The following is a 21,997-nucleotide window of genomic DNA, read 5'->3' on the forward strand; positions in this document are numbered from 1 at the left end:
CAGAGGAGATCACAAGCACATGACCGCAGCCGAGTTCGCCCGCCGGATCCGCAACCGCGAACAGTGCGTCGGCTACTGGGTGGTGCTCGACGCGCCCGTCGCCACCGAGCGCCTGGCCAGGCTGGGCTACGACTACGTCGCCCTGGACGGCCAGCACGGCCTGATCGGCAACGCCGGCCTGCTGAGCAACCTCATGGCCATCGACGCGGGCGGCCGTTCGGTCGGGCTGGTCCGGGTCGAGTCGGCCGATCCGGCGGTCATCGGCCGGGCGCTCGACTTCGGCGCGGGCGGCGTGATCGTGCCGCTGATCGACAGCGCGCAGGACGCCGCCCGTGCGGTGTCGGCCGCCCGCTACCCGGCCGGGGGCCGCCGCTCGTACGGGCCCATGCGGTCGATGTTGCGCATCGGCCCCACCCCGGCGCAGGCCGACGCGAGCGTGCTGGTGCTGGCCATGATCGAGACGCCGGAGGGGCTGGCCCACCTCGACGAGATCTGCGCCGTGCCCGGCCTGGACGGCGTGTACGTCGGGCCGTCGGACCTCTGCCTGGCCGTGGGCGGCAGGTTCCCGAACGACCCGGAGGTGGCGGACGTGTTCGAGGCGGCCCTGGAGCGGGTCCGCACGGCCGCCGGGCGGGCGGGGATCGCGGCCGGTATCCACAACCCGACCGGCGAGCAGGCCGCCCGCCGCCTGGCCGAGGGCTTCACGTTCGCCACGGTGGCCTCCGATCTCGTCCATCTCGAGCAGGCCGCCGCCGCTCATCTGAATACCGTGAGAAGTACCTGACGCGCGATTCTGAAAAACGCCGCACAGCGGAATCACATTCACCATGAAAAGGGCTGGACCGGCTTTTCGCCCGCCGGGCGGCGATGCTAAATTGGAGCCGTACTTTTCGGCAGCCCTCATGGCGTCGATCAATGGCGCGCGAGAAAGGTGCGAGCCATGCCTCCGACGCCCGGCGTCGTCGCCTTGCCGTGGACTCGTCGTCTGCGATTCTGCACCTTCGCCTGCTCTTTCGTCTTCGCCGTCTGCGCCCTCCTCCAGGGCTGGCTCATGGTCAATGAGGAAATCGTGGAGTTGTCGTTTCGGCTCGCGGGCGACGAAGCGGCGGAAGCCTCTGCCGCGGCGCCGGAATTCCTCACCGGCTTTCGTGTCGTCGCGGCCTGTCAGGTGCTCGGGAATTCGCTGGGCATGTTCGCCTTACGCGGCTCCCCATGGTCTTACTGGACGGCGCTGTCGGTCAATCTCACGCAGGCGGGCGGCCTGCTCGGATTGATCCCCGCCCAGTTGTACCGGGCGGCATTGCGCGCCCATGGCCCGGCCGGTCTACTGCCCGCCTTCATGATCTGTGGCGGCGCGGTCGTGCTGGCCGTGCTGCTCATCAACAGCATCGTCCCGTTCCGGAAAATATGGCGGGAATTCCGAGCCTCCCTCATGAATGGTTAATCGCCGCCACCGGCCGCCGTGGCGAAAGCGACGGATTCGCGAGTTTCCGCCCGGCGCGGGACGGCGGGGACGAGCCAGGCCGCCACCGCCGCCACCGCGAGGATCGCGACGCCCACCCACAGGGCGGCCCGCAAACCGGAGACGAAGAGCGCGGACGTGCCGTGACCGCCGGCGGCGGCGAACACCCCGGCCAGCACGGCCACGCCCAGCACGATCCCGATCTGCCGCATCGCGTTGTTGACCCCGGCGGCCAGCCCCTGCTCGGAGGGGGCGACGAAGTCGAGCGGCTGCCTGGCCGCCACGGCGTAGAACAGCCCCATCCCGGCGCCCGCCACCACCATGCCCGGCCACAGCAGCGCGTAGGGCACGGCCGGCGACACCGCGACGGCGAACCACGCCAGCGCCGCCCCCTGCAGGACCGCGCTGGCCACCATCAGCCGCCGGACGCCTAACCGCTCGCCGAAGACCCCGGCGAGCGGCGCGACCAGGGCGGGCAGCAGTGTCCACGGCAGCGTGCGCACGCCCGCGTCGAGCGGCCGGTAGGCCAGCACGAGCTGCAGGAACTGCGTGAGCAGGAACACCGAGCCGAGCATGCCGCCCTGCACCAGCGTCGAGACGACGTTGGACAGCGTGAACCCGCGGCTGCGGAACAGCCCCGGCGGCAGGACGGGCTCGGCCGCCGCCCGCTCCCACCACGCGAACACCACCAGGATCGCCGCCCCGGCCACGAGCGGCGCCAGCACCTGGACGTGCCACCAGCCGAGCGTGACGCTGCGGATCAGCCCGAAGACGACGCCGAGCAGCCCCGCCATCATCAGCAGGATGCCCCGCACGTCGAGCCCGCGCCGCGCTCGCTCCCCCTCGGCGAGTGACAGCGTGGCCAGCGGCACGAGGACGGCCCCCACCGGCACGTTGATCCAGAACACGGCCTGCCAGGACCCCATCTGGACCACGGCCCCGCCGATCCAGGGCCCGAGCGCGATGCCGAGCCCCACCATGCCGCCCAGGCCCGCGATCGCGACGCCGCGGCGCTCGGGCGGCATGGTGCCCACCACGAGCGTCAGCGCCAGCGGGATGATCATCGCGGTGCCGAGGCCCTGGAACGCGCGGGCGAGCACCAGCATGCCGATGGAGCCCGCCAGGGCCGCCGCCGCCGAGGAGGCGGTGAACAGCACGAGGCCGAGGACGAAGACCCGCTTCCTGCCGAACCTGTCGCCCAGCGCCGCCGCGGTCAGCAGGAAGACGGCGTAGCACAGCGTGAAGATGTTGACCGTCCACTCCATGCTCTCCAGCGACGCGCTGAACTGCTCCCGGAGCGTGGGCAGGGCCGTGGTGACGACCAGGGTGTCGAGGGCTGCCATGAAGCTGGCGACACCGGCGATCAGGAAGGTGCGGAGCTGCATCGCGGTCTCCTAAGTATGGATACCTAAGATTACCACTATCTACATTCCAGCAGCGGACCACGGGTAGGTGTTGGCGTCGGCCAGCGCCTTGTACTTGTTGACGGCGTCGATCCGCGACACCGCGCCCAGTTTGTGGAAGATGTTGCGTAGGTGCCGCTTGACGGTCCCCTCCGTCACCGACAGGTGCGTGGCGATCTGACGATTGCTCATGGCGGCCCCCACCAGCGCGATGACCTCCCGCTCCCGCCTCGACAGCGGGCCCGCGTACCCGGCGTCCAGGTTCGCGATGGTGGCCTGCGGCACGGTCAGGGTCACCTGCTCCCCGGTGCCGGCCACGCTGCGCAGCGAGGCCACCAGGTCCCGGCGTGTGATTCCTTTGTGCAGATAACAGCGCACCCCCGCTCTGATCATCTCTTGCACGATCCGCGCGTCGTCGTACATGCTCAGCACCGCCACGACCGAGCGCGGCGACGCCTCGCGCAGCCGGCGGACGACCCCGCCGGGGCTGCCGTTCGGCTTGTCGATGTCGATCAGGACGATGTCCGGCCTGGTTCTCGCGATCAACGCGATGGAGGACTCGACGTCGGTCGAGTCCGTCAGCACGTAGAAATCGTCCTCGGCCAGGAGGACCTCTCCCAGGACCTCACGCAGCAGCCTGTGCTCGTCGACGATCACGATCCTGATGCCCGCCGGCCTTCGGAACCCCCCGTTCCGTCCATCCGATAACGATGGAGATTTTGTTGCCATTGCCCGCTCAGCCCACCATTCCCCAATTGGCATTTTGTCGCAAGGCGGCCAACTCGTACAAACGAACAATAGCGAAATCGCCATCAGCGAAGCAATACTTCGAATGTTATTCTAGCGTGAAGATTCCTGTTTTCTATATGTCGCCAATGTTTCCTCTCACGTAAGGGCACGTCCACCTGCATATAGAGAGCCCGCTCACCTGCGAGAGGTGAACGGGCTCTGCGGCGAAGCTAGTTTCGGACAGCCGGATCGGGAACGGCCGCGGGAGACGCCGCGGGGACGGCGCTCTGCTCCGGCTCGGGCATGCCGTGCCGTTCCCACCAGCGGGCCAGCGGCTTCGGCGACCACCACGCCCAGCGGCCCAGCAGCCGCATGGACGCCGGCACCAGCAGCCCGCGCACGACGGTCGCGTCCACGACGAGCGCCACCACCACGCCGACGCCGATCATCTTCAGGACGGTGACGTTGGTGATGACGAACGCGCCCACCACCACCCCCAGCAGCAGCGCGGCGGCCGTGACGATGCGGGCGGTGTGCTGCACGCCGATCGCCACCGACTCGACCGGGTCACGGGAGACCAGGTAGTGCTCCCTGATCCGGGCCAGCATGAAGACCTCGTAGTCCATGGCCAGGCCGAACGCGATCGCCGCGATCATGACGGGCATGTTGGCGTCGATGAACCCCGGCGCCGTGAAGCCGAGCAGCCCCGACAGGAAGCCGTCCTGGAAGATCAGCACCATCGCGCCGAACGCGGCCGACAGCGACAGCAGGTTCATCAGCACCGTCTTGATCGGCAGCGTCACCGATCCGAACGCCAGGAACAGCACCACGAACGTGACCACCGAGGTGATGAGCAACATCCATGGCAGCCCGTTCGCGATCATGGTGAGCATGTCGACGATCGCCGCCGGCCGGTTGGCGAACAGGGCCGTGGCGCCCTGCGGCGGCGGCTCGGCCCGCAGCTTCAGCACCACGTCGCGGATCTCCTGCCCGTAGGGGCTCATGGAGTAGCCGAGGGTGATGCGGGCGAGGTCGCCCTCGGTGCCGGTGACCTCGGCGCGGTCGATGCCCTCGATCTGCCCGAGCCGCTGGGCGAAGGCGTCGAGCTGGGCCTTGGCCTCGGGGGTGTCCGCCGGGCCCGGCATGCGCACGACCGTGCTGATCACCTTGGTGGGGTCGTAGGCGAACTCCTCCGCGAGCTGCTTGGTCACCACGACGCTGTCGGTGTCGGCGGGCAGCGCCCACTCGGCCGGCCGGGTCCAGACCGCGCCCAGCAGCGGGATGCCGAGCGCACCCAGGGCGAGGGTGATGCCCAGCACGACGGTGACCGGCCGCCGCATGACGGCGTGCGCCGTGCGGTACCACCTGGTGCCCTCGGGCTCGGTGCGGCGCCGTCCGAGCAGCGGGATGCGCAGCGAGTCGATGCGCCGCCCGGCCACCCGCAGCAGCGCCGGCAGCACGGTCAGCGCGCTGATCACGGCGAACAGCACGACGCTCACCCCGGCGTAGGCCAGCGAGGTCAGGAACCGGGAGGGGAAGACGATCAGGCCGCCGAGCGTGACGGCCACCGTGATGCCGGAGACCGCGACGGTGCGGCCGGCGGTGGCGGTGGCCTGGACGACGGCGTCCTCGACGTCGCGCCCGGCGGCCAGTTCTTCCCTGAATCTGTTGACGATGAGCAGCGCGTAGTCCGTCGCGAGCCCCAGCCCGAGGATCACCACCACGTTGATCGCGGCGGTGGACAGGTCGACCAGGCCGCCCACGACCCGCAGCACCGCGAGCGAGCCGACCGCCACCAGCACGGCGATGGCCAGCGGCAGCGCCGCGGCGACGAGGCCGCGGAAGACCACCAGGAGCAGGATGATCAGCAGCGGGAACGACAGCAGCTCGGCGCGGGCGAGGTCGCGGTTGCTGATCGCGTTGAACTGCTGGCCCACCGCGGTCAGCCCGCCGAAGCGCTCGGTGAGGTCGGGGGCGTCGAGCAGCGGCACGATCTCGTTGTAGACGACGACCTGCTCCTCCTCGACCGCGCCGGGGAGCTGCATGGCGACGTACGTCTTGTGCCGGTCCGTGGAGACGAAGTCGGCCGAGCCGGTGGAGTAGTAGGTCTCCACCCACTCGTAGCTGCCCTTCGGCAGCTTGGCGACGGTCTCCTCGATCCGCTGCTTGAAGCCCGGATCGTCCACGGTCATGCGCTGGCTCTCGTAGATGACCACGACGTCGGCGACGTGCCTGCCGAGTGTCCCGGCGAGCAGGCTGTTGGCCTCGGAGGACTCGCCATGAGGGTTGTCGAGCCCGGCGCCGCCCCCGAGGACGCCACCCGCCCCGGACCCCCAGACGCCGCCCAGGACGACGAACAGGATCGCGGCCACGAACACCCATAGTCGACGCCTGGCTACAAAGCGGCCAATGGTCGCAAACATCATCTCTCCTTGACGAGGCGATTCAGCTACCGATAGTAGAGCTTTCCACTATCGATAAACAAGAGGACGAGCGGCGAGTCCGCCGAGCAGTCCGCCGAGCAGCATGGTCAGCACGACCGTCCCCGCCCACATCTCCGGCGGCCAGCGCAGACCGGCCGCGAGGTGCAGCCCGGCGAGTTGCCCGGCGCACACCAGCCCGGCGTAGAGGGCGCCCGCCACGGGCAGCCGCAGCGGCGCGTCCGGCCCGCGCACGGTGTCGAGACGCACCAGCAGGCCGTCGGCGAGGACGGCGGCGGCCAGGGCGCCCGCCACGACGGTGAGGTGCGGCTGCGGGAACTCGTTGATCACCATCAGCCGGATCGCCACCCCCAGCACCAGCGCGGTGCCGGCGAACATGGTGGCCCGCCGCCGGTGCATCATCAGCAGCGGCACCGCCAGCAGCAGCGTGGTGACGAGGTAGCTGAAGACGCCCTGGACCACGAGGAACTCGTCGGGGGTGTCGATGATCCCGCCGTAGTCGCCGAACTGCGGCTCGTACGGGCGGGTCGGCGCGATCGTCATGATGGAGGCGCCGTAGTTGAGCAGCACCAGCGCGCCCATCACCGCGCCGGTCATCGAGGCGACGCCGATCACCGAGCGCAGGCCGCCCTCCCCCGAGGCCCACCACGAGCGCAGCGGGCTGGTGCCGAGCATGATGCCGCCGAGCGTGGCGATGACGTGGGTCGGGCTGAAGGACGGCAGCAGGCCGATCTCGATGCCGATCGTCTGGTGCCAGATCATGTCGCCGAACCCGCCGACGAAGAAGATCAGCGCCCCGATCGCGCCCAGCCGGTACCCCTCGGGCCAGCCGTCGCGCCACCAGCGCGGGTGACGGTCGCGGCGCAGGTGGGCGAGACGGAAGGTCCAGGCCGCGGTCAGGCCGTAACCGGCGTAGAGGACGGCGTGATAAGGGGTGAAGAACCCCTCCAGGGTCTCGATGACGTTCTTGTGCGCCCAGCCGTCGATGGCCAGCCCGGAGATCATGACAGCGCCGCAGAGCATCGCGACGAGGTCCTCGCGCGCACTGGCCCGCTCGCGCACGACGACGGTGGCGGCGGGAGTGGTGGTCGTCGTCATCGCGCTCACGGCCTGCGCCGCAGCGACGGGTCGGCCAGTTCGGGCGGCTGCCACCCGCGGTCGGCCGGGTTGACCGTCACGCCGGGCGGCACGATCTCGTCGATCGCGTCCAGCACGTCAGGGGTCAGCCGGACGTCGAGGGACTCCAGGTGGCTGTCGAGGTGCTCCATCGTGCGCGGGCCGACGATGGCCGAGGTCACCGCGGGGTGCTGCATGACGAACTGCAGCGCGAGCTGGACCAGCGACAGGCCCGCCTTGTCCGCCAGCAGGGCCAGCCGTTCGGCCGCGGCCAGCTTGCGCCGGTTCTCCTCCAGCTCCATGTCGTAGCGGGCGGGCAGCAGCGCGGAGCGCCGGCTGACGGGCAGTTCGGCCCCCTCGCGGTAACGCCCGGACAGCCAGCCGCCGGCCAGCGGGCTCCACGCCAGCACGCCCATGCCGTAGTCGCGGCAGACCGGCAGGAGGTCGGCCTCGACGGCGCGGGCCAGGATCGAGTAGGGCGGCTGCTCACTGGCGAACCGCTCCCGCTGCCGCCGCTCGGCGACCCAGTGGGACTCGACGACGCGGTGGGCGGGGAAGGTGGAGCAGCCGATGTAGCGCACCTTGCCGGCGCGTACGAGATCGGTCAGCGCGCCGAGCGTCTCGTCGAGGTCGACGGCCGGGTCGGGCCGGTGCACCTGGTACAGGTCGATCCGGTCCGTACGCAGCCGGCGCAGGCTGTCGTCGACCGCCCGCATGATCCACGCCCGGCTGTTGCCGCCGCGGTTGGGGCCCTCGCCCATCTGGCCGTGCACCTTGGTGGCCAGCACGATCTCGTCGCGCAGGCCGGTCTCGGCCAGCACCTGGCCGATCAGCTCCTCGGACTCGCCGTTGGAGTAGACGTCGGCCGTGTCGATGAAGTTCACCCCGGCCTCGACCGCCCGCCGGATCAGTTTCGCGGACGCGTCCAGGCCGTTCTCGCCCCACCAGCCGAACATCATCCCGCCGAGACAGATGGGACTCACCTTCAGGCCGGTCCGGCCAAGTAGTCGGTAGTCCATTACGATCAACTCCCAGAGCGGTCGAAAAATGGATACGTGAACTGTCTACTATCCTTTTCGATGGGTTGGCAAGGCCTGGCTCGTGGGTACGAGTGGGCGAGAGGGAGGAACCATGCGCATCGCGGAGTTGAGCCGCAGGGCCGATGTGCCGGTCCCGACGATCAAGTACTACCTGCGCGAAGGTCTCCTGTCCCCCGGCGAGCGCACCAGCTACAACCAGGCCCAGTACACCGACGAGCACGTACGCAGGCTCCGGCTGGTGCGGGCGCTGCTGGAGGTCGGCGGCCTGAGCGTGGCCGCGACCCGCGACGTCCTGGAGAAGATGGACTCCCCCGGGATGAGCCTCATCGACCAGGCGGGCAAGGCGCAGTTCGCGATGACCGTCGCGCCGCGCGTGGTCAAGGACGAGGCGTGGGAGGCCGGCACGAAGGAGACCGAGGCGCTGATCGAGCGCCTCGGCTGGAAGGTGCGCCAGACCAACCCCGCCCGGCTGACCCTCACCTCCGCGCTGGCGACCCTGCACCGCCTCGGCAAGACCGACCAGGTGAAACTGCTGGACATCTACGCCAGGGCGGCCCGCGAGGTGGCCGAGGCGGAGCTCGGCCGGCTCATCCAGGACTCCGAGCCCGAGGCCATCCTCGAGACCGCCGTGGTCTGGACGGCGCTCGGCGACGTCGTCTTCAGCGCGCTGCGCAGGTTCGCCCACGAGGACGTCGCCTACGGTGACGCCACCTTCGACGACGACTGATCCAGCAGCAGGTCGAGCTGCTCGATCGCCCCGGCCGCGTCGGCGAACAGGATCGCCTGCCAGCCCGCGGCCCGCGCGCCGTCACAGTTCTTGGCCAGGTCGTCGATCAGCACGCACTCCTCGGCGGGCACGCCCGCGCGGCGGGCCGCCAGCTCGTAGATCTCCGGGTCCGGCTTACGGCAGCCGACCTGCGCCGAGTTGACGACGTCGTCGAAGACGCCCTGCGGCGGCACCATGCGCCGCCAGTGCTCCTCCCACGCCGGGGGCATGTTCGACAGCATGCCGACGAACAGGCCGCGCTCGCGCACCCGGCGCAGGTGCGCCAGCCACTCGACGTTGGTGCGCCGGCCGTCGAACCAGGCGTCGGCGAAGCTGATGACCGGGGCCTCGATCCCCTGGGCGGCCAGTTCGGCGGCGATCTGGCGCAGCCACTCGTCCTCGGTGATCAGCGGGGTGTCGAGCGGGAGCATGAAGTCGTCGGTGTCGTAGCGGGCGGTCACGGCCGCGACGGCGGTCAGCAGCGGGTCGGGCGGCAGGCCGGTCTTCGCGCAGAACGCCGCGAACGTCTCTCCGACGGGCGGCGTGAGAACCCCGCCGAAATCCGTCCAGACGGCTTTTGTGGAAATCGTCATGGTAATACATTCCCGTATTTACCTCAGGCCGCCGTCAGCCGCCGATCAGGGCCGCATCACGTCCGGGTCAAGGCCATTCTCATCATTTCCGCCGCTAGCTATATTACGGCGCATGATTCCCTTCGCAGAGACACTCGGGGAGTTACTCGCTTTCCGGGCCCGGGAGAACGCCGCCAAAGTCGTCTATCGCTTTCTCCCGGACGGTGAGCGCGAATCTCACTCGCTCACCTTCGCCCGGCTCGATCTGGAGGTCCGCGCGCTGGCCTCGCGGCTCGCCGAAAAAGCGGCCCCGGGCGAGCGCGCGCTGATCCTCGCACCCGATCCGGCCGATTTCGTCCGCGCGTTCCTGGCCTGTCAGTACGCCGACGTGATCGCCGTCCCGATATATCCGCCGATGCCATTCGACAAGCGGCGCGGCACCTCGAACCTCCGGGCGATCGCCCAGGACTGCGCGCCCAGGACGATCATCTTCGCCGGCCCCGACGGCTACGAACGGTTCATCGCGGACAGCTCGCCGGAGATCGCCGCGCTGGAGTGGATCCGGGCCGACGAGATCGACGAGGGCCGGGCCGGGTTCCGGCCGGTGCCCGCCGACCCGGCCGGCATCTCCTTCCTCCAGTACACCTCGGGCTCCACCTCCTCGCCGAAGGGCGTCATGGTCAGCCACCGCGCGCTGCTGGCCCAGGAGCGGCTGCTGCACGAGGTGGGCGAGTTCAGCACGGACTCGGTCATCGTGAGCTGGCTGCCGCTCTTCCACGACATGGGGCTGATCGGCAACGTGCTGCTCGCCGTGTACGCGGGATGCGAGGCCGTCCTCATGCCGCCGCTGACGTTCGTCCAGCAGCCGATCCGCTGGCTGCGGGCCATCTCCACCTACCGCGCGACCGTGTCCGGCGGGCCGAACTTCGCCTACGACCTGTGCGTCCGGCGGGTGCCCGAGCAGGACCGGCGGGGCCTGGACCTGAGCAGCCTGCGGATCGCCTTCAACGGGGCCGAGCCGGTGCGGGCCGGCACGCTGGAGGCGTTCACCGCCGCCTACGCTCCGCACGGGTTCGACCCCGGCGCCCTCTACCCCTGCTACGGCCTGGCCGAGGTCACGCTGATGGCCACCGGCTCCCCGGTCGGCGGCGGGCCCGTCACCCTCGACGTGCACCTCGACGCCCTCCAGGAGGGCCGCCTGGTCACCGGCGGCGGCCACCGCGTCGTCGGCTCGGGCCGTCCGGGGCCGCGCCGCCGACTGGAGATCGTGGACCCGGAGACCTGCCTGCCGGTGCGGCCCGGCCACGTGGGCGAGATCTGGGTGGCCGGCCCCGACGTGACGGACGGCTACTGGGGCCGGCCCGACGAGAGCGCGGAGGTATTCGGCGCCCGGCTGACCGACACCTTCGAGGGCCCGTTCCTGCGCACCGGCGACCTCGGCGTCGTGCACGAGGGCGAGCTGTTCGTCTCCGGCCGGCTGAAGGACCTCATCATCGTCGGCGGGCGCAACCACTACCCCCAGGACCTGGAGGCCACCACCGAGCAGGCGCACCCGCTGATCCGGCGCGGCTGCGTGACCGCGTTCGGGGACGCGCCGCTCGTCGTGGTCGCCGAGGTCAAGCCCGGCGCCGACGAGGAGGAGTTCGCCCGGATCGGGCCCGCGGTGCGCGCCGCCGTCTCGGCCGGGCACGGCGTCCAGGTCGACGACGTCGTGCTGATCGAAGCCGGCACCATGCCCAAGACCTCCAGCGGCAAACTCCAGCGGCGGGCCTGCCGCGCCGCCTACGAGAGCGGCGCGCTCACCCCCGCCGCACCGGCACTCCAGCTCGAAGGAACGCCATGACCACGCACCAAGAGACCGTCGAATGGCTGCTCGACCGCACGGCCGAGCTGCTGTCGGTGCCCGCGGCGACGTTGTCGCCCGACACCCCGTTCTCCCAGCTCGGGCTCTCGTCCATGCAGGCGGTCGAGCTCGCGGGCGACCTGGAGCGGTGGAGCGGGCGCTCGCTGTCGCCGACCCTCGCCTACGACTACCCGACGATCGACGCGGTGGCCGTGCACCTCACCTCGGCGGCCGAGCAGCACGCCCCCGCCCCCGCCGCCGCGCACGGCGAGCCCATCGCGATCGTCGGCATCGGCTGCCGCCTGCCGGGGGCCGACGGGCCCGAACGCTTCTGGAGCGCGCTGCGCGCGGGCGTGGACGCCATCAGCGAGGTGCCCGGCGACCGCTGGGACGGTGCGGCGCTCTACGACCCCGACCCCGACCGGCCCGGCCGGATGAACACCCGGTGGGGCGGCTTCCTCGACGACGTGGAGAGCTTCGACTCCGACTTCTTCGCGATCTCCGCCCGGGAGGCCGCGCGGATGGACCCGCAGCAGCGCCTGCTGCTGGAGGTCGCCTGGGAGGCGCTGGAGGACGCGGGCGTGCCCGCGGGCAGCCTGTCGGGGGCGCGGGCCGGCGTCTTCGTCGGGGCCTCCACCTACGACCACGGGGCCGGCCTGCTCAGCTCCGGCGCCGAGCCGGAGGCGTACGACGGCACCGGCGCGGCGCTCAGCGTCATCGCCAACCGGCTGTCGTACTGCCTGAACCTGCGCGGCCCGAGCATGGTCGTCGACAGCGCCTGCTCCTCCTCCCTGGTCGCCGTGCACCTGGCCTGCCAGGCGCTGCGCGCCGGAGAGGCGGACCTCGCGCTCGCCGCCGGCGTCAACGTCATCACCAGCCCGCGGATCGCGCTCAGCTTCAGCAAGGGCCGGCTGATGGCGCCCGACGGCCGGTGCAAGCCGTTCGACCACCGGGCCGACGGCTACGTGCGCAGCGAGGGGGCGGGCGTGGTGCTGCTGCGCCCGCTGTCGGCCGCGCTGGCCGCCGGTGACCGGATCTACGCGCTCATCCACGGCAGCGCCGTCAACCAGGACGGCCGCACCAACGGCCTGGCCGCCCCGAACCGGCCGGCCCAGGAGGCGGTGCTGCGCTCGGCGTACGCCGCCGCCGGGATCGACCCCGCGACGGTGGACTACGTCGAGGCGCACGGCACCGGGACGGCCGTCGGCGACCCGATCGAGGTGGCGGCGCTGGCCACGGTGCTCGGCCCCGGCCGGCCCGGGCACCGGCCGCTGCGGATCGGCTCGGCGAAGTCGAACGTCGGGCACCTGGAGGCCGCGGCGGGCGTCGCCGGGCTGATCAAGGCCGCGCTCGCGCTGCACCACGGCGAACTGCCGCCGACCGTGCACTACACCAAGGCCAACCCGCTGCTCGGCCTCGACCGCCTGCCCGTCGTCGTGCAGGAGCGCGCCGAGCCGTGGCCGGCGGGGAACGCCACGGCCGGGGTCAGCTCGTTCGGCTTCGGCGGGACCAACGCCCACGCCGTGCTGTCGTCGGCGCCGCCGCAGCAGCGGCCGGAGCAGGGTCCGGAGCTGGGCCGGGCAGTCCAGGACGACCTGCACCTGTTCCCGATCTCCGCCCGCTCGCAGGCGGGACTGCGCCGCCGGGCCGCGGCGCTGGCCGCCCTCGCCCGCGACCGGGCGGGCCAGACGCTCTGGCTGGCCGGGGCGGCAGCGGCGGCGGCACTGCGCAACGACCACGACAGGTACCGGGCCGCCGTCGTCGCCTCCTCCGCCGAGGAGCTCGCGGCCGGCATGACCACGATCGCCGAGGGCCGCGACGAGACGGCGGCCCGCGCCCGCCGTCCCCAGCGGCCCACCCTGGTCTTCCCCGGGCAGGGCGCCCAGTGGGAGGGGATGGGACGCCAGCTCGCCGACGCGGTGCCCGCCTTCCGCGCGGCGATCCGCCGGTGCGACGCGGCCGTCAGCCGCTGGCTGGGCGAATCGTTGTGGGACGACGAACGCGGCCTGACCCCCAGGGGCACCGCCCACGTGCAGCCCGCGCTCTTCGCCTACCAGGTGGCGCTGGCCGAGACGTGGCGGGCGTGGGGCGTCGAGCCCGGCGCGGTGATCGGGCACAGCATGGGCGAGATCGCCGCCGCGCACGTGGCCGGCGCGCTGTCGCTGGAGGACGCGGCCCGCGTCGTCTGCGAGCGCAGCCGGCTGCTCACCCGGCTCACCGGGCAGGGCGGGCTCGCGCTGGTCGAGCTGGACGCCCAGGAGGCGGAGCTGACCCTCGAAGGCCGCCGTGACCGGCTGTCGGTCGCGGCCGTCAACGGGCCGCGCGCCACCGTGCTGTCCGGCGAGCCCGCGGCGCTGGACGAGGTCATCGCCGAACTGGAGGCGCGCGGCGTGTTCGCCCGGCGGGTCGCCGTCGACTTCGCCGCCCACAGCCCGCAGGTCGAGCCCCTGCGGGACGAGCTGTTCGAGGCGCTGGACGGGCTCGCACCCCGCCCTGCGACCACTCCCCTGTACTCGACGGTCACGGCGGAGCCCGCGGCCGGGCCCGAGCTCGGCCCCGCCTACTGGCGGCGGAACGTCCGCGAGCCCGTGCTCTTCTCGCCCGCGCTGGAGCAGCTCGTCGGCGCCGGGCACGAGGTGTTCGTGGAGATCGCGCCGCACCCGGTGCTCACCCGCTCGGTGGCCGAGCTCGCCGCCCACCTCGACCGGCCGGTCTCGATCATCTCCTCGGTACGCCGTGACGAGCACGAGGCCCGCGCCCTGCTCGGCGCCCTGGGCGAGCTGTACGCGGGCGGCGCGGACATCGCGTGGCAGGCCCTGTACGGCAGCGCCGCCCACGTCCCGCTGCCGCCGCACGGCTGGGACCGGCGGCGCTTCCCGCTGCTGCGGCCCAAGCCCGGCGCGGCCGTCCCCGGCGGCCCCGGGGACGCGCTGCTGGGCGAGCGGTTGAAGGTGGGCGCGGATCCGGAGCTGCGGCTGTGGCCGCTGGCGCTCGGGGGCGCGCACGAGCTGGCCGACCACGTCGCCGACGGGGTGGCGCTGGTGCCGGGCGCGTACTGGCTGGCCGTGGCCGCGCAGGCGGCGGGGCCAGGGCCGGTGGCGCTGGAGGAGGTGACGTTCGAGCATCCGTGCGCGGCCGACGGCGACCCCGGGCTGCAGCTCGCCATGCGTCCTTCGGGGCCGGGGCGGCTGTCGTTCGTGATCACCTCCGACCGCGGGGGCGGCCCGGTCGTGCACGCCCGCGGCACCCTCGCCGGGCCCGGCGGCCCGGTGGGTGTGAATCCGCCGGGCGACCTGCACCGCGACGTGCCGGTCACGGAGCTGTACGAGCGGCTGTCGGCGGCCGGTCTGGCCTACGGGCCGCGCTTTCGCGGGCTGACCGGGGTGCGCGTCGGCGACCGGGAGGCGGTGGGCGCGTTCGAGTTGCCCGCCGGGCTCGGCACCGACCGGTCGCCGCTGCATCCCGCCCTGCTGGACGCCTGCTTCCACACGGTCGCGGCGGCGGCGGGCGGCGCACTGCCCGCCGGGGTGCTGCCGCTGCCCGCCGGAGCCGGACGCGTCTGGTCGCGCGGCGGCGGCACGGCCATCCGGCGCGGGCGGGCGCACGCGGTCATCCGCGGGCTCAGCGCGCGCGAGCTGGTCGCCGACGTCACGGTGACCTCGGAGGCCGGCGAGGTGGTCTGGACGGTGTCCGGGCTGCGCATCCGGCTGGTCCGGCGGCGCGCCGCCGAGGACGGCCGGCTCTACACGCTGCGCTGGCAGCCGCTGACCGCCGGGCCCGCCGCCGCGAACGAGGGCGGCTGGCTGGTGCTCACCAACCCGGCCACCTCGACCGCCGGCCGGTCGGCGGAGCGGTCGGCGGAGCGGCCGACGGGCGCTCCGGCAGCGGGACCGGCGGGCGGGATCGCGGAGGAACCGGCGAAGGAGCCGGCAACCCGCTTCGGCGGACTGCGCGGCATCCTCGACACCCGCGCCACCACCGCAACCGGCCTGGACGCGCCCGCCGGGCGGCCGGCGGACGTCGTGGAGCTGGGCGCACCCGCCTCGGCGGTGCTTCGGCTGGTGCGTGACCTGGTCCGCAGGTCGTGGCCCGGACGGCCGCCCCGCCTGTGGCTGCTGACGGCGGGCCAAGAGGGTTCGGTCGTGTGGGGCCTCGGCCGGGTGATCGCGAACGAGCACCCCGAGCTGGCCGCCGCCATGGCGGACCTGCCCGGCCCCGCCACCCGCGCCGACCTCGACGCCCTGGTGACGGCGCTGCGCGCGCAGGACACGCCGGGCCGGCTCCGCGTCCGCGACGGCGTCCTGCTGGAGCCCCGGCTCGTGCCGGCCCCGGCGGGCGCCGGGGAGCCGGCGCCGATCAGGTCCGACAGGCCGTACCTGATCACCGGCGGGCTCGGCGCGCTCGGCCTGCACGTCGCGGGCCGCCTGGTGGAGCGGGGCGCGCGCCGGCTGATCCTGACCGGCCGCACCGCGCCGGGCTCGCAGGCGCGCGCCGCCCTGGACGGCCTGCGGCAGGCGGGCGCGGACGTCCGCGTCGAGCTCGCCGACCTGGCCGACCCCGGGCAGCTCGGCGCGCTGCTCCCCGCGGACCTCGCCGGGGTGTTCCACCTGGCGGGCGTCCTGGAGGACGCGCTGATCACCACGATCGACGACGACCTCCTGGGCCGGGCGCTGGCGGGCAAGGCGGCCGGCGCCTGGAACCTGCACACGCTCACCGCCGGGCTGCCGGTGGAGCACTTCGTGCTGTTCTCCTCGCTCGCCGGGCTGTTCGGCTCGCCGGGCCAGGGCGCGTACGCGGCGGCCAACACGTTCCTCGACGGCCTGGCCGAGCACCGCGCCGCCGAGGGGCTGCCCGCGCAGAGCATCGACTGGGGCACCTGGTCGGGCACCGGGCTGGCGGTGGAGGCGGGCGGCGTGGAGCGGCTGGCCGCGCGCGGCCTGCCGCCGCTGACCCCGGAAGTGGCGCTGGACCTGCTGGAGGAGGCGCTCGGCAGCGACCGGCGGCACCTGGTGGCGGCGGCGTTCGACTGGGCGGCGTTCGGCCGGGCCGGGCTCGGCCCCGACCTCGTCCGGATGCTGGAGGGCCAGGTGAGCGCCGACCGGCCGGCCGGTGGCGCGGAGCGCGGCGCGGTCCGGGCGGCGGCGCTGGCCGCACCCGGCGCGGCCGGGCGGCTGGACGTCCTGCGCCGCTTCCTGCTGGAGCAGGTGGGGGCCGTGCTGGGCCGGGCCGCCGAGAGCCTGGACACCTCCGTCCCGCTGCAGGAGCTGGGCTTCGACTCGCTGATGGCGATGGAGCTGCGCACCCGCCTGGAGACGGGGCTGGACCTGCGGCTGTCGGCCACCGTCGTCTACACCTTCCCGACCGTGGAGGCGCTGGCCGACGGCCTGGCCCAGCGGCTGGGCTCCGAACCCGGCGAGCCCGGCGGGCCCGAGACACCCGACGAGCCCGGGACACCCGACGACCTGGCCGCGCTCGACGAGGACGAGCTGGCCGCGCTGCTGACCGAGGAGCTCGACCTGAAGGGTGGGACGGCATGACCGACCAGCGCAAACTCCTCGAGCGCGCCCTGGTGCAACTGCGCGAGAGCCGCGCCCGGCTGGCCGCGGCCGAGCGCGCGGCGCACGAGCCGATCTCGGTGCTCGGGGCCGGCCTGCGGCTGCCGGGCGACGTGGCCGACCTGGAGGCGTTCTGGGACCTGCTGCGCGACGGCGTGGACGCGGTCACGCCGTCGGTGGACACGCTCGACGGCCACCGCCCCAAACCGGCCGACCGCGTCGAGAACGGCCGGTGGGCGGGATTGCTGACCGAGGTGGACGGCTTCGACGCCGCCTTCTTCGGCCTCTCCCCGTCCGAGGCGGCCAAGATGGACCCGCAGCAGCGGCTCGTCCTGGAGGCGGCCTGGGAGGCGATGGAGGACGCCGGGCTGCCGCTGGAGGCGCTGCAGCGCGCCGGCACCGGCGTGTTCCTGGGCGTCTACAACAGCGACTACCTCACCCTCCAGTACGACGACCCGGCCACGATCAACACCTACACGGCCCCCGGGGGCGCGCACAGCGTGCTGGCCAACCGGCTGTCCTACCTGCTGGACCTGCGCGGCCCGAGCCTGGCCGTGGACACCGCCTGCTCCTCCTCGCTGATGGCGGTGCACCTCGCGGTGCGCGCGCTGCGTCAGGGCGAGTGCGACATCGCGCTGGCCGGCGGCGTCAACGTCATCCTCAATCCGATCTCCACGACGGTCACCGAGAAGGTGCTGCCGATGGCGCCGGGCGGGCGGTGCCGGACGTTCGACGCCGCCGCCGACGGGATCATCCGCGCCGAGGGGTGCGGCGTGCTCGTCCTGACCCGCGAGTCGCTGGCGGGGGGCCGCCGGGTGCGGGCGGTGATCCGCGGCACGGCGGCCAACCACGACGGCCGTACCAACGGCCTGACCGCGCCCAACCCGCGGGCGCAGGCGGACCTGCTGCGCCGCGCCCTCGACGACGCCCGCGTGCGCCCGGAGGAGGTCACCTACGTCGAGGCCCACGGGACGGGCACGCCGCTGGGCGACCCGATCGAGGTGGAGGCGCTGCGCGAGGTGTACGGCGCCGGCTCCCTGCCGTGCGCGCTCGGGTCGGTGAAGACGAACTTCGGCCATCAGGAGGCCGCCGCGGGCGTCACGGGCCTGATCAAGGCGATGCTGGTGCTGGAGCACGAGCAGGTGCCGCCCAACGTGCACCTGCGGCGGCTCAACCCGGAGATCGACCTGGCGGGCAGCAGGCTGTCGGCTCCGTCCGAGCTGACCGGCCTGGCCAGGGGCGAGCACGCGGCGCTGGCCGCGGTCAGCTCGTTCGGCTTCGGCGGGGCGAACGTGCACGCGATCGTGCAGGCCCCGCCGGCGCCGCCCGCGGACCCGGCCACCCTGGGCAAGCTGGTGCTGCCGCTGTCGGCCCGTGACCCGGCCGCGCTGGTCGCGCTGGCCCGGTCGTACGCCGACCGGCTGGCCGGGGCCGACCTGGCGCGGGCCGCGGCGGTGTGCGCGGCGGCCGGGACGCGGCGCACGCACCTGGCGCACCGGGTGTGCCTGACCGCGTCCGACCCCGGCGAGCTGGTGGCCCGGCTGCGCGAGGTGGAGGGCGGCGGCGCCGCCGTCCCGCCCCGGCCGCCACGGGTGGCGTTCGTCTTCAGCGGCCAGGGCTCGCAGTGGGCCGGCATGGGCACCGAGCTGCTGCGGCGTGAGCCGGTGGTCGCGGCGGAGGTGGCCGCGTGCGACGCCGTCGTGCGCGAGCTGGCCGGCTGGTCGGTCCTGGAGCGGCTCGCCGACGGCGACCGGCTGGAGGAGACCGAGGTCGGGCAGGTCACGATCGGCGCGCTGCAGCTCGGGCTGCTCGCTTTGTGGCGGTCCTGGGGGGTCGAGCCGTCGGCCGTCACCGGGCACAGCATGGGCGAGGTCACCGCCGCGTACGCGGCGGGGGCGCTGGACCGCGAGCAGCTCTTCGACCTGCTGCTGCGGCGGGCGCGCCGGGCCGAGGAGGGCGCGGCGGGCGGCGCGATGGCGAGCGTCTCGCTGCCCCCGGACCGGGTGCGCGCCCTGATCGGCTCCGGCCGTGACGCGGGCGAGCCCGGCGGGGCCGGGATCGGCGCGGCGAACGGCTCCGTCCGGGCCGGGATCGGCGCGGTGAACGGGCCGCGCTCCACCGTGATCTCCGGTGAGCGGCAGGCGGTGGCGGCCCTGTGCGCCCAGGCCGAGCGGCTCGGCGCGAGCGTGCGCCGGCTGCCCAGCCGCTACGGCTTCCACAGCCCCATGCTGGACGGTCAGGACGAGCGGCTGGCCGCCGAACTGGCGCACCTGCGTCCCGGCCCCTGCGCGGTGCCGATGTACTCGACCGTGACGGGCGCGCTGGTCCGGCCGGGCGACCTCGCGGCGGCGCACTGGGGGCGCAACCTGCGTGACACGGTGCGCTTCGCACCCGCCGTCTCCGCGATCGCCGCCGCCGGCGTGACGGTCTTCGTGGAGATCGGCCCCCACCCGGTCCTGCTGCGGGACCTCGGCGAGACGCTGGAGGAGGCCGGCGTGCGCTACCGGGCCGTGGGCAGCCTGCGGCGCGACCGGCCGGCCGCCGACACGCTCGACCGCTCGCTGGCCGACCTGTACCGGGCCGGGCTGGAGGTGGACTGGGAGGCCGTGCTCGGCGCGGCCCCCGCCGGCGTCGCGCTGCCCGCCTATCCCTGGCGGCGCGCGCGTCACTGGCTGGGCGAGGCTCCGCAGCGGGCCGACCTGGCCGCCGCCGTGCCGCTGGCCGAGCGTACCGAGACGATCGCGCTGTTCGTCCGGCGGCGCATCGCCGAGGCCCTCGGGCTGGACGACGTCGCCCAGGTGCCCGCGGACCGGCCGCTGGCCGACTTCGCGCTCGACTCGCTGGTGATCGTCGAGCTGAAGGGCCGGGCGGAGAACGAGCTCGGCGTCACGGTGCCGCTCCAGGCGCTGCTGCGCGTCCTGCAGGGCGGCACCGCCCACGACCTGGCCGTCATGATCGCGAAGGAGAGCTGAGGCGATGACCGCGCTGGCCTGTCTCGTCGAGAACCCGGCCGCCGCGCTGCGCCTGGTGTGCTTCCCGCACTCCGGCGGGCAGCCCGGCATGTTCCGCCGCTGGGCGACCGGCCTGGCCCCGGACGTGGAGGTGTGGGGGGCGACGCTGCCGGGCCGCGCCACCCGGGTGAGCGAGCCGTTCGCCCGGCGGTGGAGCCCGCTGGTCGCCGAGATCGCCGACGCGGTGCTGGAGCAGGTGCCGGGGCCGGTGGCGCTGTTCGGGCACAGCCTGGGCGCGCTGCTGGCCTTCGAGGTGAGCCGCGCCCTGACGCTGGCGGGACGGGCCCCCGAGCACCTGGTGGTCTCCGCCCGCGCCACGCCCGCCACGCCGTACCCGCTGACGCTGCCGGACGGCGACGAGGAGCTGATCGAGGCGGTGGACCGCGTCTACCAGGGCATCCCGTCGGCGCTGCGCGACTCGCCCGACCTGCTGCGGCTGTTCGCCCCGGTCCTGCGGGCGGACCTGGAGCTGGCCGTCTCCTACGTCTTCCGTCCTGGGCCGCCGCTGTCGTGCCCGATCACGGCGCTCGGCGGCGCGGACGACCCGACGGTCCCGGCCGCCGAGCTGTCGGCCTGGGGCCGCCACACCAGTGGCGACTTCGCCGCCGAGTGCTTCCCCGGCGGCCACTTCTACCTCGACGCCGCCGAGCGCGCGGTGCTGGACACGCTCTGGCGGCGCCTGCCGCGCCGCCACACCCTCACGAGGAGTCCGCTGTGACCTCTGACCTGTCCGGGAAGCTGACCTTCGACCAGACGGTGCCGCGCGCGCTGGCCCACCGGCAGGCCGTGGGCGAGGTGTTCGTCACCGACTCCGCCCCCGGGCCCGACGGCGACCACCTGGTGGCCGTGCAGGTGCCGCGGGCGCACAGCCTCTGGTTCGACCGGCTCGTCGCCTTCCACGACCCGTTCTGCACGGCGGAGGCGGCCCGCCAGGGGTCGTTCGTCGTGCTGCACCGCTACTTCGGGGTGCCGGTCGGCCTGCCGTTCAGCCTGCTGCGCTGGCAGTTCCAGGTGCACGACCTGGCCGCCTACCGCGACGACGAGCGCTCGCCGCTGCAGGGGGTCCTGCGCTACCGGGTGAGCGGCAAGCCGGCGGCGGGCGGCGAGTTCGGCGACATGAAGCTGTCCGGGGAGCTGACGATCGGCTCGGTCACCGCGATGAGCTTCAGCGGCGACGTGGTCTTCTTCGGCAAGGAGGACTACGCGGCGCTGCGCGAGTTCCAGCAGGCGCGCAGGCCCGCACCGGATCCGGCCGCCGCCGTCGTCACGCCGCTGGACCCGGCGCTCGTCGGCCGCCGCGACCGGCGCAACGTGGCGATCGGCGACGGCGAGCGCTTCCCCTACGTGATCGACACCACGCATCCCTCCTACTTCGACCACGCCTACGACCACGTGCCGGGGCCGTTCATCGTCGAGGGGTTCCGGCAGGCGGCGCTGGTCGCGGCGGTGCGGGCCGGGGCGCTGGGCTCGCCGGTCGCCGCGGTGCTCGGCTGCTCGACGACGTTCGGCTCGTTCGGCGAGTTCGGGGCGGTGCTGGAGTGCGCGGCGGAGGTGACCGGGGTCACCGGCGGGCGGGTGAGCGTCGGCCTGGAGCTGCACCAGTACGGCAAGCGCCTGGCGACGGCGGGCATCGAGCTCGGGCCGTACCCGTCATGAGGGCCGCGCGCTCCCCCGTCGTGGCCGCCGGGCTGATCGCGTTCGCGCTGGCGCTCAACCTGAGCGCGGGGAACGTGATCCTGCCCGCGGTCGAACGCGATCTCGGCACCACCCTGGCGCTCAGCCGCTGGGTGGTGCTCGGCTACGCGCTGGCCTGCGTGGCGTTCGTCCCTTTTGCCGGATGGGTGCGGGAGCGGCTGGGCCGGCGGCGGGCGTTGCGGGCCGGCGTGGCCGGGTTCGCGGCGGTCTCCGTGGCGTGCTCGCTCGCGCCGGAGATCGTCACGTTGCTGGCCGCCCGCGTCCTGCTGGGGGCCTTCGCCGCCGTGCTCACCGTGCTGGCCGCCACGCTGGCGATCTCCGGGGCCGGTCGCCGGGTGGGCGGGCTGGCGGTGGCGGCCAGCAC

General features: G+C 73.6%; 15 protein-coding genes. 9 read left to right on the top strand and 6 right to left on the bottom strand.

Annotation, left to right across the window (positions count from 1 at the left end; genetic code table 11):
• The first annotated feature begins 19 nt into the window (after positions 1-19).
• A complete protein-coding gene (locus FAF44_RS33675; RefSeq protein WP_237107367.1) occupies positions 20-784 on the top strand; it encodes an HpcH/HpaI aldolase/citrate lyase family protein in 765 nt (254 codons plus the stop codon).
• Between the two features lie 156 nt (positions 785-940).
• Positions 941-1,444, top strand: coding sequence for a hypothetical protein (locus FAF44_RS33680; protein ID WP_237107368.1), 504 nt, complete (start codon positions 941-943; stop codon positions 1,442-1,444).
• Here the strand turns inward: FAF44_RS33680 and FAF44_RS33685 are convergent.
• The 5 genes from FAF44_RS33685 to FAF44_RS33705 form a co-directional block, all read right to left on the bottom strand.
• Entirely contained in the window at positions 1,441-2,847 is a 1,407-nt protein-coding gene (locus FAF44_RS33685; RefSeq protein WP_237107369.1) for a DHA2 family efflux MFS transporter permease subunit, read from the bottom strand. The two genes, FAF44_RS33680 and FAF44_RS33685, sit on opposite strands and share 4 nt — an antisense overlap.
• A 39-nt stretch (positions 2,848-2,886) precedes the next feature.
• Entirely contained in the window at positions 2,887-3,522 is a 636-nt protein-coding gene (locus FAF44_RS33690; RefSeq protein WP_237107370.1) for a response regulator transcription factor, read from the bottom strand.
• A 302-nt stretch (positions 3,523-3,824) separates the two neighbouring features.
• On the bottom strand, positions 3,825-5,966 hold the full coding sequence (locus FAF44_RS33695; protein WP_237107371.1) for an MMPL family transporter: 2,142 nt from the start codon (positions 5,964-5,966) through the stop codon (positions 3,825-3,827).
• 99 nt (positions 5,967-6,065) lie between these two features.
• A complete protein-coding gene (locus FAF44_RS33700) occupies positions 6,066-7,133 on the bottom strand; it encodes a hypothetical protein (RefSeq protein ID WP_237107372.1) in 1,068 nt (355 codons plus the stop codon).
• 5 nt (positions 7,134-7,138) lie between these two features.
• Positions 7,139-8,134 (bottom strand): aldo/keto reductase, encoded by a 996-nt coding sequence (locus FAF44_RS33705; protein WP_237107373.1) that lies wholly within the window; start codon positions 8,132-8,134, stop codon positions 7,139-7,141.
• A 148-nt stretch (positions 8,135-8,282) separates the two neighbouring features.
• On the opposite strand from FAF44_RS33705, the gene FAF44_RS33710 reads away from it, so the two are divergent.
• Positions 8,283-8,918, top strand: coding sequence for a MerR family transcriptional regulator (locus tag FAF44_RS33710; RefSeq protein ID WP_237107374.1), 636 nt, complete (start codon positions 8,283-8,285; stop codon positions 8,916-8,918).
• Here the strand turns inward: FAF44_RS33710 and FAF44_RS33715 are convergent.
• Complete coding sequence (locus tag FAF44_RS33715; protein WP_237107375.1) at positions 8,888-9,550, bottom strand: HAD family phosphatase; 663 nt, start codon at positions 9,548-9,550, stop codon at positions 8,888-8,890. The genes FAF44_RS33710 and FAF44_RS33715 overlap by 31 nt on opposite strands.
• A gap of 112 nt (positions 9,551-9,662) precedes the next feature.
• On the opposite strand from FAF44_RS33715, the gene FAF44_RS33720 reads away from it, so the two are divergent.
• The 6 genes from FAF44_RS33720 to FAF44_RS33745 form a co-directional block, all read left to right on the top strand.
• Positions 9,663-11,372, top strand: coding sequence for a fatty acyl-AMP ligase (locus FAF44_RS33720; protein WP_237107376.1), 1,710 nt, complete (start codon positions 9,663-9,665; stop codon positions 11,370-11,372).
• The gene (locus FAF44_RS33725; protein WP_237107377.1) at positions 11,369-16,909 is read left to right on the top strand and encodes a type I polyketide synthase; all 5,541 of its coding nucleotides are present in this window, start codon (positions 11,369-11,371) and stop codon (positions 16,907-16,909) included. Before FAF44_RS33720 ends, FAF44_RS33725 begins: the two co-directional genes overlap by 4 nt.
• Complete coding sequence (locus FAF44_RS33730) at positions 16,906-19,899, top strand: type I polyketide synthase (protein WP_237107378.1); 2,994 nt, start codon at positions 16,906-16,908, stop codon at positions 19,897-19,899. Before FAF44_RS33725 ends, FAF44_RS33730 begins: the two co-directional genes overlap by 4 nt.
• 4 nt (positions 19,900-19,903) lie before the next feature.
• A complete protein-coding gene (locus FAF44_RS33735) occupies positions 19,904-20,656 on the top strand; it encodes a thioesterase II family protein (protein WP_237107379.1) in 753 nt (250 codons plus the stop codon).
• Positions 20,653-21,594, top strand: a complete 942-nt coding sequence (locus tag FAF44_RS33740) for an AfsA-related hotdog domain-containing protein (protein WP_237107380.1) — start codon at positions 20,653-20,655, stop codon at positions 21,592-21,594. The genes FAF44_RS33735 and FAF44_RS33740 overlap by 4 nt, the downstream gene beginning before the upstream one ends.
• Positions 21,591-21,997, top strand: a 407-nt coding sequence (locus FAF44_RS33745) for an MFS transporter (protein ID WP_237107381.1), incomplete at its 3' end; no start/stop codon positions are given. The genes FAF44_RS33740 and FAF44_RS33745, both read left to right, overlap by 4 nt.

Origin of the sequence: Nonomuraea sp. MG754425 (genome assembly GCF_021699195.1) — a bacterium.
In the GTDB taxonomy this organism is placed as follows: Bacteria; Actinomycetota; Actinomycetes; order Streptosporangiales; family Streptosporangiaceae; genus Nonomuraea.

Excerpts from the sequence above, each read along its gene's own strand:
- FAF44_RS33710 (WP_237107374.1), top strand. The coding sequence starts at position 8,283 with ATGCGCATCGCGGAGTTGAGCCGCAGGGCCGATGTGCCGGTCCCGACG.
- FAF44_RS33685 (WP_237107369.1), bottom strand. The coding sequence starts at position 2,847 with ATGCAGCTCCGCACCTTCCTGATCGCCGGTGTCGCCAGCTTCATGGCA.
- FAF44_RS33715 (WP_237107375.1), bottom strand. The coding sequence starts at position 9,550 with ATGACGATTTCCACAAAAGCCGTCTGGACGGATTTCGGCGGGGTTCTC.
- FAF44_RS33735 (WP_237107379.1), top strand. The coding sequence starts at position 19,904 with ATGACCGCGCTGGCCTGTCTCGTCGAGAACCCGGCCGCCGCGCTGCGC.
- FAF44_RS33725 (WP_237107377.1), top strand. The coding sequence starts at position 11,369 with ATGACCACGCACCAAGAGACCGTCGAATGGCTGCTCGACCGCACGGCC.
- FAF44_RS33700 (WP_237107372.1), bottom strand. The coding sequence starts at position 7,133 with ATGACGACGACCACCACTCCCGCCGCCACCGTCGTCGTGCGCGAGCGG.
- FAF44_RS33675 (WP_237107367.1), top strand. The coding sequence starts at position 20 with ATGACCGCAGCCGAGTTCGCCCGCCGGATCCGCAACCGCGAACAGTGC.
- FAF44_RS33720 (WP_237107376.1), top strand. The coding sequence starts at position 9,663 with ATGATTCCCTTCGCAGAGACACTCGGGGAGTTACTCGCTTTCCGGGCC.
- FAF44_RS33680 (WP_237107368.1), top strand. The coding sequence starts at position 941 with ATGCCTCCGACGCCCGGCGTCGTCGCCTTGCCGTGGACTCGTCGTCTG.
- FAF44_RS33730 (WP_237107378.1), top strand. The coding sequence starts at position 16,906 with ATGACCGACCAGCGCAAACTCCTCGAGCGCGCCCTGGTGCAACTGCGC.